We start from the raw sequence: 13,294 nt of genomic DNA on the forward strand, positions 1-13,294 counted from the left end.
GGACCGCCCGATCCGGGCCTGTGAATGTTCGCGGCCGTCGGTCGGTGCCGCGGGGTGGGTCATGGTCGGCTGTTGAGGAATCCGATCACGGTCGCGCCCCACCAGCCGACCTGGGAGATCAGTACGACCAGGACGGTGCGGGCGAGCAGGCGCCGGGGCAGGTTGGCGGGGTACGCCGCCGCGCGCCGGTTGACGGCCCAGGCGTGGACTCCGTTGAGGGCGACCAGCAGCACGAGCGCCAGCTTGGCCAGGGTCAGGGGTGAGGTGAGGTCCGGGTGCAGCAGGGCCCCACTGGCGACCAGCCCCGCGAGGCCGAGCCAGATGAGCAGGTGAGCGCCGTCTGCGACGGCGAGCACCTGCTGCAGCGGACGTCGGCGCAGCAGCCACATCAGCCCGAACCAGTCGACGGTGAGCACTGCGCCGAATCCGATGACCAGCGAGATCAGGTGAACGAAGAGCGCGGCGCGGTGCAGGACTGGGTTGACGTGGACGTGGATGTGGGCCGAGACCCAGATGGCTGCGGCCAACACTCCGACAACGGCGCTCGACGCCAGGCGTGCCGTCCGGCGCGGCAGTGGTGACGGACCGGGCGTCGCTGCCGGCTGGAGGGTGGGGTCGCCGCCGGGCGCTGCGATACCGATATCCGAGACGAGGTTCATCGCAGACTACGTGGTCGGTTCGAGCTTGACGCCGGTGAAGGTCGCCGTAGCCCCTTCGGCCAGGGCAGGCTCGTGGCCTTTTTCCCCGTGGCGCAGGAACGTCGGTACCCCCAGGGTGGCACGTAGGGTGTAGGTGCCGGCCTGGGGGATGGCGAAGTTGTTGGCGTAGTGGAAGAACTCGGCGTAGTAGAAGTTCAGGTCTTTGGCGTCGACGACCTTGCCGGAGGCGTCAATAACCTCCAGTCGGATCGGCACCTCGGGGATGACCCGGCCGGTTGCCGCCTCGATGGGGATGATCTCGATGTGGTGGGTCTCCCCGGCGGCCGGCTCGCGCAGCACCTGCTTGCCGCCGTCGGCGCGGTACCACGGTTCGGCGCCCTCGACGATGTAGGCGATACGCCACGGGCCGGCCGTGTTCTCCCCGCCCTCGGCCTTGATCTCCTTCGCGAGGGTCGCCTGCTCCATTGCCACACCCTCGGGCACTCCGGTGTTCGCGGACCCACCCCCCGACGTAGGTGCGCTGTGCGCTGGGGTGGCCGAGGTGCCAGCGGAGCAGCCAGCCAGTGCACCGATGCCGACGGTGAGGGCAAGGCCGAGCACGGGCGCAAGGCGCAAGCCGCGCCCCAGGACGTCGCTACTTAGCATAGCCTTACCTAATATCAGGGGGCGCAAGGTGTCAAGCCGAGCCTTGGGAACGGGAACCAACGCAGAGCTGTGACAGCGGCACCTGGGCGCAGCAATCCCGAGTCCAGCTGAGCCACTCCCTGCGCTGGGGCAGCGGCCAAAGCAGATAAGAGCAAAATCCGGAATATGTGCGGATTGATCAAGGAGGCGTGCTGCCCGACTGGCGCCCTTTTCGCAGCTGGAGGAACCGAGGTGCAGCGTCGCGCCAGCCCTTTCCTAAACCGTGTGTCGCAGGTTCGAGTCCTGCCCGGGGCACCAGGCCACCGCGTTGATCAACGTGCCTCGAACTTCTCGCCGGGAAGCCCGAGAAGCTAGGTCCAGGACCAGGAGTAGCTACCCAGTCGATATCGGTACCGCGGCGGGGCGGGCAACGCCCGGGCGGGCGATGGCGCGACTCCCAGCCCGAGTTGGGCCAGCGTGGCCCCCACGAACGCGGCGAGGGTTCCTGTTGCGTGCCATGACGCGCCTCCGATCGACGCGGTATGCCCTGCGACGCATCTGCATGGATCGTAGGGGCGCTGGCCGGCCCGAGATATGGGACGGCGCGACCGATCTCGCGGTACCTGTTGCGGCAGGCCACACGGGCCATCAAGATCAGGCCGTTTGCAGGCTGTCTGAGGTGAACCAACGGTCACCACTAATCGCTGCGGCACATGCAGCGCCATGGAAACATCGATGCATGTCTGCAGGCGTTGCTACCACCATCGTCGTTTCTCTAGCTTGCTGGCGTCCGTTCGGGCCGTGCAACCGCAACAGACATACGTCGTGGAGCTGCTCGGCCGGTACCGGCGCACGCTTGAGCCCGGGATCCACCTGCTGATCCCGTTCATCGAATCCGTGCGCGCGAAGGTGAACATGCAAGAGCAGGTCGCCAGCTTCCCGCCACAGCCCGCGATCACCTCCGACAACCTGGTCGCGTGTATCGGCACCGTCCTGTACTACCAGGTGGTGGACCCCGTCCGGGCCACGTACGAGATAGCCGACTCCGTGCAGGCGATGGAGATGTCGACCATTACCGCCCTGCGTAACCTCATGGGCTCCATGAATCTGGAGCGGGCGCGCGCCAGCCGTGACGAGATCACCGTGCATCTGACCGAGGTGCTCGACGAGAAGACCCCGTCTTGGGGCATCAAGGTCATCCGGGTGGAGATCAAGGCGATCGAAGCCGGCTCGCGGCTGGGACGTACCTGATTGCCCTGCTCGCGATGCCCTTGGTCAGGGGGAGGCGGTGGTAATGGCGTTGGCCGCCTGCTGCCAGATGCTCCCTTCGTACGTGGCGGTGAAGGTGGTCGGCCCGGTGATCGGGTACGACACGACCAGCGGCCCGTCCGTCGGTACGGACGCGCTGGTCACCGGCACGGTGCCTGCGGCTGTGGTGGCGGTGACGGTCACCGACCGGTGCCCGACGGTCGGCCCTAGCGTGACGACCACTGACCCGTAATTGGTGTGATGCCGGGTCTTGCCGGTCTGGTATGTGACCGACAGCGACGTGGGCAACTTGTCGACCTGCAGGCTGTACGCGCCGTCGGTCCACGTGTAGTTCTCATTACCGGCGAAGTGCGCCCGGTACGACCAGGTGCCGCTGCTGGGCGGCGCGTCGGTGAAGGTCACCGTGCCGGTGCTGTCGGTGGGGTAGGTGCCCAGGAGCGTGCTGTTGTAAGGCTGCTCGCGGTAGATGGACAGGGGTGTGCCGGCCGGCGCGGGCGCCCCGCCCAGCAGCAGTTTGGCCGTGAACGAGGCGGTGCGGGTGCAGGTGGCGGTCGCGGGGCCGGTCACCGTGGCCGCGGCCGGGCGCAGGCCGACTCGGTCCACGTAGTGCATCGGCCCCTCCTCCTCGGCCCGGCTCGCGACGATGGCGCGTCCGGCGTCGCTATCGAGGACGAGGTCGCGGTAGTCCGGGGCCCGCCGCGGTCCGAGTTCCAGTCTCGCGGTGGCCACCGGATCGGAATTGCCGCGGTCGTACAGCAGCAGCTTGGTGTCGGGGAGGTTGCAGCTGGCGGCGAGCTTGCTGCTGTCAGCGGACCAGGCGACCGCCCGGGTAGGGCAGGGGGCCTGGTAGCTGGTGCTCGGGCTGAGATCGGAGGTGGCGAACGTCGCGACGGTCGCGTGCTCGGCTCCGGAAACCGCTACGAGACTGCCGTCCGGCGACACAGCCAGGTCCGTCGGATCCGCCATGCCCAACTTTCGGTAGTGCGTCAACTCGTGGCTGCCGCTACGCAGGTCGAGCAGGTCCAGGGTCACCTCGTGCATGAGGTACTGGGTAACGAAGACCCGCCCCGGTACCGCGGAGGAGGCAGCGACGATGGCTTTCCAAGGGTCGCCCGGCGCCCGCAGCACCACGCCGGTTCGCGTATCCAGCACACCGACGCCGCTGGGCGGCGGCGTCGACTCGTCGTTGTAGAGAATGCAGGAGAACGAGAACGAGAACGCAACGTACGGCCCGGTCTGGGCGACGTCACCCGGGCACAGGTCGGATCCCACGTCGTACCGGGCGCGGACGGTCAGGGTGGTCGTGTCCACCGCCGCGATCTGGCGGTCCCGTGGCAGCCCCACCCAAACCGTGCGGCCGTCGGCTCCCATCTCCACACCCATCGCCCGCCCGATGCCGTCGACGTGCCGCAGGGCCGTGGCGCCGGCGTCCACGACGAACAGTCCGTCGTCGCCGGCCGCGAGGAAGACCCGGGAGTTGTCGGGTGTGTGCGCCATCGTCCAGATCGTCGCCACGTCCAGGGGTATCGCCGAACCGGCGGATTCCGTGCCGCGTGCCGGTGACGCGCCGGCGAGCGTGGCCGCCAGGATGAGCGTGACGGATGTCGCGATGCGGGTGAGTGTGCTCGTCCGGGCCCCCATGATCCGCCCCTTCCCACGGCGCCCATCTCATCGACCAGCATGAGTCCTCGGTGAGGTGTTCTCAACCCGAAGGCGTTCAGGTATGGACGAGTACCTGCTGCTGGTGCGCGCCGTCGGTTCGTTCTAGGCCCCTAAGGGCTCAGCCGGTTCCAGCCGAAACCAGCCCTACGACCGATCGGGTCCCGCTACAGTGGCGGATCCATGTCGGCGGTACCCAGATGATGCGGTGGGCTACGACTGCCGGTAGCTCCTGGACGAGTTGGCCGACGAGCAGCCAACCGAGCAGCCAGACCAGCAAGCAGGAGCGGACGGTCGCGGACCCGGACGGCAGCTGCCGCAGGGCGAGCACCCAGGGAGCAGCAGCCGGGAACCGACTCGTAATGCGCAGATTAGGGCGACGCCCTCCACTCCGGGCAACGGCACGCCACAATCGGGAGGGAGGTGGCTGCTGTGTCCAGGCGAACGAAGGCACCTCCTCGCGGCTGGCAGTTCTGGCGCCGAGCGTTCTGGACACGGCCGGCGCTCCTCGTGCTTTACGGCATGCTGGCGGGCGCGCTCGGACTGTTGGCGCTGGCCGACGTCCCAGACGGCATCCGCGACGCGGTCGCGATGCGGCGAGCCGTGGAGTGCCCCGCGTGGACCGCGCGTGTGGAGCCGGATGTCGATCCGCCGAAGGGCTGTCTCGAGCGGATCCCGGTCACCGTGTCCGGCCCGTGGCACAGCCGTGGCCCCGGCAGCGACTGGCACCTGATGGTGGAGCAGGACGGTGAGTTCGTGTTCTTTGCCGAGACCGACGTCCCCACCTCGGGCAGCCGCAGACTCAGCGATGACGCAGAGGCAGAGGCGTTGCTGTGGGAGGGCACCCCCGTCGCGATCGAACTGCCGGCCGGCGATCGGGTCGAAACCGAGGCCTGGGGCCACCGCGGCTGGTTGCAGACCCTGTTCCTCGGGATGTTTGCCGTCTCCGGCCTGCCCATGCTGTTCCAGGCTGCGCGGCTCAAGCTCCGTACTGCAAACGGTTGGTGGTCAGTCCGCGGCGAAAAGGTGGGACTGATGGTGTTGAGTCCACTGATGGGGGTCGCGTGCCTGCTGGCGATCCCGTCGATGCTTGGGCTCGTACCGCTGATGCTTGGTCTGCGCCTGCAATGGGTGGCCGTCGTCGCCCTTCTCAGTCTCGGTCTCGCCATATACGCCGTGATCAGAGGCGCGGGAGCAGTGCGTGGTCGTCCGGACGGCGAGGGTTGATCCGCTGGCGGGGCCTGGCGAGCGCTGACTGGTGACCTCTTCCTCCAGCCCCTTGGGGACGGTGGCCACGAGCTGGCGAGCGTGGGCGTCGAGCAAGAGAGTGGCGGCGGTGTCGGCCGCGGTCATCCGATCGGTCCGGTACACAAGCGCGGCCTCCTACAGAAGCGGGACGCCCACTGCCTGGGACCCGAAGGGTTGGACAGTGGGCGCCGCGTCTTACAACGCTGTCTTATGCGGTGGTCTGCTGGATCCAGTCGGCGAGCCGGTCGACCCGCGCCGTCGTTTCCTGCTTGTCATGCGGGCACGAGGGACCGTCGGATTCGACGGAGACCAGCGTTTGGGTGCCGTCCGGGTTCTCGATGAAGTACGGGGCACCGGAGTCCCACTGGCATGCGCTCGTGTTCGCCTCCGGCGCGTAGCCGACCACCATGACGGACGAGCCGGAGACTCGCGTGATCTTGAACTGGCCGGTCTGCAGGTGAGTGGTCGGCGTCGGGTTGACGGAGCTCGTGGCGCCCCAGCCGGTCATCCGGACGATCGTGCCGGTCCGCGGCGACGTGGAACTGACCGGAATCGGCGCGATGTCGGTGATCGGCGTCGCCAGCTTCGCCAGCGCCACGTCGTGGCGGGACGCCTGCCGCACCTCGACCACGTCGACGACGTAGCCGTTGGTGGCGGTCAGGTCGGTGCGGCCGACGGTCGCGGTCGTCGCGTACGGCACCGGGCCGCCGACCCGGTTGCCCGACACGTCGTGGAAGCAGTGACCAGCGGTGATGATCCACTGGGGAGCGACGAGGGCACCGGAGCACGCACTGTCGTAGAGGGTTCCGTCGGCACGTGGGATGTTGGTCATGGTGAGCTTCGCCGAGAACTGGTACTGGCCGTCGGAGACGGGCGTTCCGTTGGCGATGGCATTTGCCACGCCCGGTACAGCCAGCATGGTGGCCAGCCCTATTGCAGCAAGAATCCATCTCATGCGAGGTTTGCCCCGTAATGACATCATCGCGTGAAAGTAGCACGAGCGATGGCCGCCATCGATCCCTGAGCTGCTACGTAGGACGCTTGTCCCCAGGTGGGCCATGCTGTGGCGCCTAACCGGCCGCCGAGCAGCCAAAGAAGCAGCCAAACCAGCGATCACCGGCGGACGATCGCGGAGCGGGACAGCGCGTGGGGCGGGAGGACCAGGCGGTGGACCAGCGGCCGGGAGCCGACTTGTGAGAAGGTCGGAGGGTTCGATCGGCCGAGCAGTTCAGCGCCACTAGCCGACAACGCGGCCGCGGCGGGTAGCTCCCGACTTGGCTCAAATTAGTGCGCACCTTGGGTGATCCCGGCGCCGGCGGTGCGGAGGTCGTCGGGTAGTAGGTCGGTGGCGGTGATGGTGTGGCTGCCGGCCTGAATTTCGATGACGCGGTAGCGGCCGGCGGTGCGGACGAGTCGTCTGATCGACCAGTCATTGCGGTCTTCGATCCAGCGGCGGGATACCCTGCCTGCGGTGCCTCGAACCGCGTGACCGGAGGAGTCGATGCTGGGATGACGGCAGGGCGACCGATGCCCACACAGGACGACGTGCTCGGGTACTTCAACACGCTGTCGAACTGGGGACGGTGGGGCGACGAAGACGAGCTCGGAACTCTGAACCACATCACCGACGACGTCCGGCTGGCGGCGGCGCGGGCCGTGCGCCACGGCAGGAGCGTGTCCTGCGCATGGGAGGTTGCCGTATCGGAAGACATGGAGCGGTCGACGACGACGTGCCCGTGCGCCGCCGACATGCCGGGTGCCGAGAACATGCCGGTGCCCGGCTTTCACGCCGACCGGCGCTGGGGCTTTTCGTCCGAGCGGCTCGGCATCACGTTCCACGGCAACACCCTCACCCACGTCGACTCGCCGTGCCACATCTTCTGGGACGGCACGATGTACAACGGGCGGTCGCACTCGTTGGTCGACGCCGCAACGGGATCGGCGTGGGCGGCCGTCACGGCGGCGGCGAACGGGATCATCACGCGTGGTGTCCTGCTGGACATTGCGAGGGCCCGCGATGTGCCGTGGTTGGAACCGGGGCAGGGTGTGTTTCCCGACGATCTCGAGGAGGCCGAGCGTCGCCAGGGTGTACGGGTGCGATCCGGCGATGCGGTACTCCTGCGGACCGGCTATGGCCGCGTCCGGCACGAGGCCGGTGAGGCCAGCGGTTTCACGCAGGCCGGCTGGCACGCGTCCTGCCTGCCGTGGCTACATGAACGCGACGTCGCGCTGATCGGCGCTGACACCCCCCAGGACGTTCAGCCGTCGGGGTACGAAGACGTGTTGATGCCGGTTCACGCCGTGAGTCTCGTCGCGATGGGTCTGTGGCTGCTCGACAACTGCGACCTGGAGGTGTGCGCGACAACGGCTGCCGAGCTCGGCCAGTGGGACTTCCACCTCGCAGTCGCGCCGGTCCGCTTCGCCGGTACGTCCGGCAGCCCGGTCAACCCGATCGCCACATTCTGACCGCGGTTCACGAGGGGGTGCGATGCCATGAACGGCCCGACCCGCACCTGGAACGCGGTCGTGGTCGGTGAGGACACGCCGTGCTGGTCGGGAACCAGGCGGCACGAGCGTCTCAAGGCGTGCGCGGCGCAGGCCACGGCGAGGTGCTGCCGCCACGATTCCTTCGCGAACCTCGGCAGGGCCAGCACCAACTGACCGAACACCGCGTCCCCGCTCACGGCCTGCTCAAACCCGAGCACCCGGTGGGCATGGATCAGGACATCCACCAGATACCCCATCCGCGCCGCGTGATCGGCAGCGGACCACCCCGCCCGCCAGCAGGCATGGCGGCCGCGAAGTCCAGACCCAGATCGAGCTCGGCCTGGCCGGCCGTCAGACGATGCCGAGCGGCGGCTTTCAATACCTCCAACTCGGCGTCGTCATGCGCCGACCCGAGATGCTCGATATCCCGCGCACTACGCCGCGACGAGTGCACGATCTGCACCGCCGTCGCACCCGACGCTGTCTTCACCGTGCGCACGTAGGCGGCCACCGGCCCACCGATCACCGGCGGACGATCGCGGAGCGGGACAGCGCGTGGGGCGGGAGGACCAGGCGGTGGACCAGCGGCCGGGAGCCGACTTGTGAGCAGGTCGGAGGGTTCGATCGGCCGAGCAGTTCAGCGCCACTAACCGACAACGCGGCCGCGGCGGGTAGCTGCCGGGGCCGCGGGTGGGTCTGCTGTTACGAGATGAGCACCTCGACCAGGCCGGCGTCGATCGTGGTGTCGCTGCCGGCGGTTACGTCGATCATCGCACTGTTGCCGGCGTCGATGCCGCCGTAGATGTCCCGTTGGACCTTGATGATGTCGGAGTCGGTAGCGTCATCACCGACGTCGGGAACGGTGAAGTCGCGGTATCGAGCCTCGATTTGCACCTGTTGAGAATCAGCCACCCAGCCCACGCGCGCGCCTGACCCGCCGGTCGTCGAGCCAGCGCGCCAGCCCTTCGCGAGTGCGGTACGCCGCGATGCCGGCCACCAGGACGGTGATGAGGAACGTCCAGAACCAGAATCGGGGGCCCACCCCGTGGGGTGGGCTTGCGTCGCGGGTGCGACCGCTGCGGATCACGTCGTCGGAAACGTCGATCGCGACGACGTCTTTTGGGGCGGTGAGCAGGGTGGTGGGAGTGTCCGCGCCCCGGCCGAGGGCCAGCACCCGGACGGTGCCGACGTTGCCGTACGCCAGTCGCTGATCCATCTCGAGGGGCGCGTCGAACACGGTCGGCGTGCGGGGTTCAGGCTGGTAGGCGACGACCCTGGCGGACCCGTCCGCCGCCCACCCCAGTAGCCGAATGGCGGTCACACCGGAGACGGCCGGCGTGTCCATCGCGCCGAGGTCGCGGCCCGTGGCCGGGTCGACCCGCCGCAGGCTCCAGCTGCCGCCGTCCCGCCGGGTGACCGTCAACGCCCGGCCATCGGTGCTCCAGGCACCCTTGCCGGCCAGCTCCGTCTCCGGCGCGAGGGTGAACGAGGAGAGCCGCCGGCCGTCCAGGTCGGCGACGGAGACCGTCCGTCCGGTCTGCATGGCGAGCCGTGCACCGTCCGGGGCGAATGCGACCGGCGATGCGAGCCCTTCATGATCGTCGGCCAGCCGGGTCCGGCGGTCGCCGTCCAGCCAGACGATGCTCAGCACCTGCCGGTAGGCGCTGCCCTCCGGGTTGGCCGGCACGGTGTCCCGGACGACCAGCGCCCGGCCATCCGGCGACCAGCCCGCCGGTTCGACCACGACCGTGCCGGAGACCCCGCTGCCCACGGTACGGCTGCGCCCGGTCACCAGGTCGACGATCTCCACTCGGGGATACGTGGAGCCGATCGCTGTGAAGGCGACCCGGCGACCGTCGGGGGAGAGCACCGTGTCCTCGCCGGCTTGCGCCTCGATCTCGCCTTTGATGATCCGGTAGCGGTCGGCGTCCGCACCGACGACCGCGATGATGCTGCCCTCCTCGCCATGCACCAGACCCGGGGCCTGACCTGTGAAGATCACCGAGGCGGGACCGAGTCGCGGCCGATCGGTGGCGCGCAAGCTGCCGAAGGGCGGCACGCCGACCCGGTCAGGCAGCGCGGCGTCCGCGCCGGCCGCCGGGTCGACGGCGGGGGTACCCGCCAGCGGCAGCATCGCCCCGGCCAGCGCGACCAGCACCAGCGCCGCCACGGCCGCGAGCGCGGTACGGCGGCGGGAGCGGCGGGCGGTGGCGAGCGCCCGCTCGTAGACCGGGTACGCGGGGACGTCGGCCGCCGCGGTGTGCAGCGACTCGCGCAGTCGGGCGGTCATCGCGGGCTCCTCTCCGCCGTCCGGTCGACCAGGTCGGGGGCGATGGCGCGCAGCCGGCGTACCGCGTCGTGGCCGTGCCGCTTCACCGTGCCGACCGAGCAGCCCAGCACCTCGGCGACCTGCGCCTCGGTCAGGTCCTCGTAGAACCGCAGCACGACCACGGCGCGCTGGCGCGGGGTGAGCTGACGCAGCGCAGCCGCCAGGGCCAGCCGCAGGGCGGTCGCGTCGGAGTGGTCGGCGCCGGGCCGGTCGGTGGGCTCCGACTCCAGCCGTTCGGCGAGCCGGCGCCGCCGCCACCAGGAGACCTGCTGGTGGTACATCACCCGCCGCACGTACGCCTCCGGGTCGCCGCCACGGATCCGCCGCCAGTGCCGGTACGTCCTGGCCAGCGCGCTCTGCAACAGGTCCTCGGCGAGCTGGTGGTCGCCGGTGAGCAGGTAGGCCCTTCGGGACAATGCCGGTGAGCGGTGCACCACGAACTCGTGGAACGTCTCGGTCATGCCCACCCCCTCGCCAGGTAAGACGCCTCCCGTCGCCGCAATGGTTGAGGCCGGGTACGGCGGTAGCATCGCACCGCCGCGCCCGACGCCGGTCAGCCGGTGAAACCGCCGTCCACGTCGACCGCCGCGCTGGTCACATATTCGCCACGACGCCGACCAGGTGGGCCACCGTGCGGCAAGGTACGGAACGGTCAAGCGGCTGCGTCGTCCCCGGCGGCGGACCACGACGGACCGGTCGCGGCGGCATCCCCGTTCGGGCCTGGCAGAACGCGGGGTGCCGGCCGACGAGCGGCTGTTACCCTCCGGGGAGCGCGGAGCGTGACGAACGGGCCTCGCGGGCCCCGGAACGTCATGGTCGGTACCCTGCTAGTCCTGGCCTGCCCGCGACGACATGGTGGTACTTGATGAACGATCTTCGAGTGGTGGCGTTCGACCTGGACGACACCCTGGCTGTCTCCAAGTCCCAGATCGATCGTCGCATGGCGGAACTGCTCGGCCACCTGCTCACCGAGGTCGACGTGCTCATCATCTCCGGCGGGCGGTTCGAGCAGTTCGAGTCGCAGGTGCTCGCGCACCTGGACCTCACCGAGGAGCAGCGCGGGCGGTTGCACCTGATGCCCACCTGCGGCACCCGCTACTACCGCTGGCAGAACGGGGAGTGGTGGCAGGTCTACGCGGAGGACCTGAGCGCCGAGGACAAGGCCCAGGTGATCGAGGTGCTCACCGAGTCGGCGAAGGCGCTGGACCTCTGGGAGACGAAGACCTGGGGTGACGTGATCGAGGACCGGGGCAGCCAGATCACCTTCTCCGCGCTGGGCCAGTCCGCCCCGCCGGCCGAGAAGTACGGCTGGGACCCGGACGGCGACAAGAAGAAGCGGCTCCGCGACGCGGTGGCCGCCAAGCTGCCCGACCTGGAGGTACGCGGCGGCGGCTCCACGTCGATCGACGTGACCCGCAAGGGCGTGGACAAGGCGTACGGCATGCGGAAGCTGCTGGAGTGCCTGGACCTGAAGATCGACAACGTGCTCTTCGTCGGGGACCGGCTGGACCACGGCGGCAACGACTACCCAATCAAGGCCATGGGCATTCGGACGGTCGCCGTCACCCGCTGGGAGGAGACGGCCGACTACGTCGAGGCCCTCGTCGACGACCTGGTCAAGCTGCGCGTGGACCGCGCGTAGCCGCTGAGCGCAGACCGCCGCCCCGGATCAAAGACCCGGGGCGGCGGTGTCGGCGACGTCAGAGCGCGGCGCGGACCGCCTCGGCGAGCGTCGTCGGCGTACGGCCGAGCAGCTTCGCCAGGTCGTCCCCGACCTCCAGGTCGCCCTGGGCGAGGCCCCGGTCGCCGTCGGCGAGCACGGCCGCGTACCCCTCGGGCACGCCGGCCGCGACCAGCAGCTCGGTGTACTTGTCGACCGGCAGGTCGAGGTACGAGACCGCGGTGCCGGTCTGCCGGGAGATCTCGGTGGCCAGGTTGGTCAGGGTGAAGGGGGCGCCGCCCAGCTCGTACACCTTGTTGGTGTGGCCCTCGGTGGTGAGCACCGCCGCGGCCGCCTCGGCGTAGTCGGCGCGGGTGGCCGCGCTGACCCGGCCGTCATCCGCCGCGCCCGCGACGCCGTGCTGGAGGTACGTCGGGAGCTGGGCGGTGTAGTTCTCCAGGTACCAGCTGTTGCGCAGGAAGACGTACGGCAGGCCGGAGTCCCGGATCAGCTGCTCGGTCGCCTTGTGCTCGGCGGCGAGCACGAGGCTGGAAGTGTCCGCCTTCGCGATGCTGGTGTAGACCACCTGCCCGACGCCGGCCTCCTTGGCTGCGGTGACGACGTTGCCGTGCTGCACCACGCGTCGGCCGACCTCACTGCCGGAGACGAACATCAGCTTCTCGGCGCCCGCGAAGGCGGCCTGCAGCGACTCGGGGTCGTCGTAGTCGGCCAACTGGGTGACCACCCCGCGCCCGGCCAGGTCGGCCAGGCGGTCGATGTCGCGGCCGACCGCCACGATCTGGTCGGCCGGTACGCCCCGACTGAGCAGCGACTCGATGATCAGGCGGCCGAGCTGGCCCGTGGCGCCGGTGACGACGATGGACATGGAAACTCCCTGGGTTGCGATAAGGACTTCATCCCACAGGAACGGGAACAGCGCAGGCTCACTTCCCGTTGGAGAGTAGGCACCTTGAAGTTCGGTACGCACCGAAAGAGAGTATTGGCGTGAACCCGGATCTCTTCAACCGGAACTGCGGCAGCCGAAAGGTCATCGACCGGATCGGCGACCGCTGGAGCGTGCTCGTCGTCCTCGCCCTCGCCGACGGCGACAAGCGCTACGGCGAGCTGGCCGAGCGGATCGACGGGATCAGCCAGAAGATGCTCACCCAGACCCTGCGCGGCCTGGAGCGGGACGGCCTGGTCACCCGCACGGTGCACGCCAGCGTCCCGCCCCGGGTGGACTACGCGCTGACCGGCCTGGGTCGCAGCGTGCTCGACCTGGTCGCCGGGCTGGAGGCCTGGGCCACCACCCACCTCGCCGAGGTGGAGGCCGCCCAGGCCCGCTACGACGCCCGCTGA

12 protein-coding genes and 2 pseudogenes are annotated in these 13,294 nt (G+C 69.4%); 5 read left to right on the forward strand and 9 right to left on the reverse strand.

Going from position 1 to position 13,294, the window contains the following annotated elements:
* Positions 1–59: 59 nt before the first annotated feature.
* Both EV384_RS07160 and EV384_RS07165 read right to left on the reverse strand, forming a co-directional pair.
* Complete coding sequence (locus EV384_RS07160) at positions 60–530, reverse strand: hypothetical protein (protein WP_207232254.1); 471 nt, start codon at positions 528–530, stop codon at positions 60–62.
* Positions 531–665: 135 nt separating this feature from the next.
* Complete coding sequence (locus tag EV384_RS07165) at positions 666–1,124, reverse strand: hypothetical protein (RefSeq protein ID WP_207232255.1); 459 nt, start codon at positions 1,122–1,124, stop codon at positions 666–668.
* An 882-nt stretch (positions 1,125–2,006) separates the two neighbouring features.
* Between EV384_RS07165 and EV384_RS07170 the strand changes: the two are divergent.
* Positions 2,007–2,507: pseudogene (locus EV384_RS07170) on the forward strand (SPFH domain-containing protein); the annotation flags it as partial.
* 51 nt (positions 2,508–2,558) lie between these two features.
* Here EV384_RS07170 and EV384_RS07175 read toward each other — a convergent pair.
* The gene (locus EV384_RS07175) at positions 2,559–4,049 is read right to left on the reverse strand and encodes a YncE family protein (RefSeq protein WP_130331264.1); all 1,491 of its coding nucleotides are present in this window, start codon (positions 4,047–4,049) and stop codon (positions 2,559–2,561) included.
* Between the two features lie 672 nt (positions 4,050–4,721).
* Between EV384_RS07175 and EV384_RS34710 the strand changes: the two genes are divergently transcribed.
* Positions 4,722–5,438, forward strand: a complete 717-nt coding sequence (locus EV384_RS34710) for a hypothetical protein (protein WP_165439886.1) — start codon at positions 4,722–4,724, stop codon at positions 5,436–5,438.
* Between the two features lie 229 nt (positions 5,439–5,667).
* On the opposite strand, the gene EV384_RS07185 is transcribed toward EV384_RS34710, so the two are convergent.
* Entirely contained in the window at positions 5,668–6,414 is a 747-nt protein-coding gene (locus tag EV384_RS07185) for a S1 family peptidase (protein ID WP_130340319.1), read from the reverse strand.
* Positions 6,415–6,818: 404 nt separating this feature from the next.
* Here EV384_RS07185 and EV384_RS07195 point away from each other — a divergent pair, with 404 nt between their 5' ends.
* A complete protein-coding gene (locus EV384_RS07195) occupies positions 6,819–7,925 on the forward strand; it encodes a cyclase family protein (RefSeq protein ID WP_242623971.1) in 1,107 nt (368 codons plus the stop codon).
* Between the two features lie 116 nt (positions 7,926–8,041).
* Here EV384_RS07195 and EV384_RS07200 read toward each other — a convergent pair.
* The 4 genes and pseudogenes from EV384_RS07200 to EV384_RS07215 form a co-directional block, all read right to left on the reverse strand.
* Positions 8,042–8,457: pseudogene (locus EV384_RS07200) on the reverse strand (IS1634 family transposase); the annotation flags it as partial.
* A 191-nt stretch (positions 8,458–8,648) separates the two neighbouring features.
* Positions 8,649–8,867: a hypothetical protein gene (locus EV384_RS07205; RefSeq protein ID WP_130331272.1), complete on the reverse strand. Its 219-nt coding sequence runs from the start codon at positions 8,865–8,867 to the stop codon at positions 8,649–8,651.
* On the reverse strand, positions 8,851–10,236 hold the full coding sequence (locus EV384_RS07210) for a TolB-like translocation protein (protein WP_130331274.1): 1,386 nt from the start codon (positions 10,234–10,236) through the stop codon (positions 8,851–8,853). The genes EV384_RS07205 and EV384_RS07210 overlap by 17 nt, the downstream gene beginning before the upstream one ends.
* Positions 10,233–10,736, reverse strand: coding sequence for a SigE family RNA polymerase sigma factor (locus EV384_RS07215; protein ID WP_130331276.1), 504 nt, complete (start codon positions 10,734–10,736; stop codon positions 10,233–10,235). Before EV384_RS07215 ends, EV384_RS07210 begins: the two co-directional genes overlap by 4 nt.
* Before the next feature lie 404 nt (positions 10,737–11,140).
* Between EV384_RS07215 and EV384_RS07220 the strand changes: the two genes are divergently transcribed.
* Positions 11,141–11,917, forward strand: coding sequence for an HAD-IIB family hydrolase (locus tag EV384_RS07220; RefSeq protein ID WP_130331278.1), 777 nt, complete (start codon positions 11,141–11,143; stop codon positions 11,915–11,917).
* Positions 11,918–11,975: 58 nt separating this feature from the next.
* On the opposite strand, the gene EV384_RS07225 is transcribed toward EV384_RS07220, so the two are convergent.
* Positions 11,976–12,821: an SDR family oxidoreductase gene (locus tag EV384_RS07225; protein WP_130331280.1), complete on the reverse strand. Its 846-nt coding sequence runs from the start codon at positions 12,819–12,821 to the stop codon at positions 11,976–11,978.
* 119 nt (positions 12,822–12,940) lie between these two features.
* Here EV384_RS07225 and EV384_RS07230 point away from each other — a divergent pair, with 119 nt between their 5' ends.
* The gene (locus tag EV384_RS07230; protein WP_130331282.1) at positions 12,941–13,294 is read left to right on the forward strand and encodes a winged helix-turn-helix transcriptional regulator; all 354 of its coding nucleotides are present in this window, start codon (positions 12,941–12,943) and stop codon (positions 13,292–13,294) included.

Origin of the sequence: Micromonospora kangleipakensis (genome assembly GCF_004217615.1) — a bacterium.
Lineage (GTDB): Bacteria > Actinomycetota > Actinomycetes > Mycobacteriales > Micromonosporaceae > Micromonospora > Micromonospora kangleipakensis.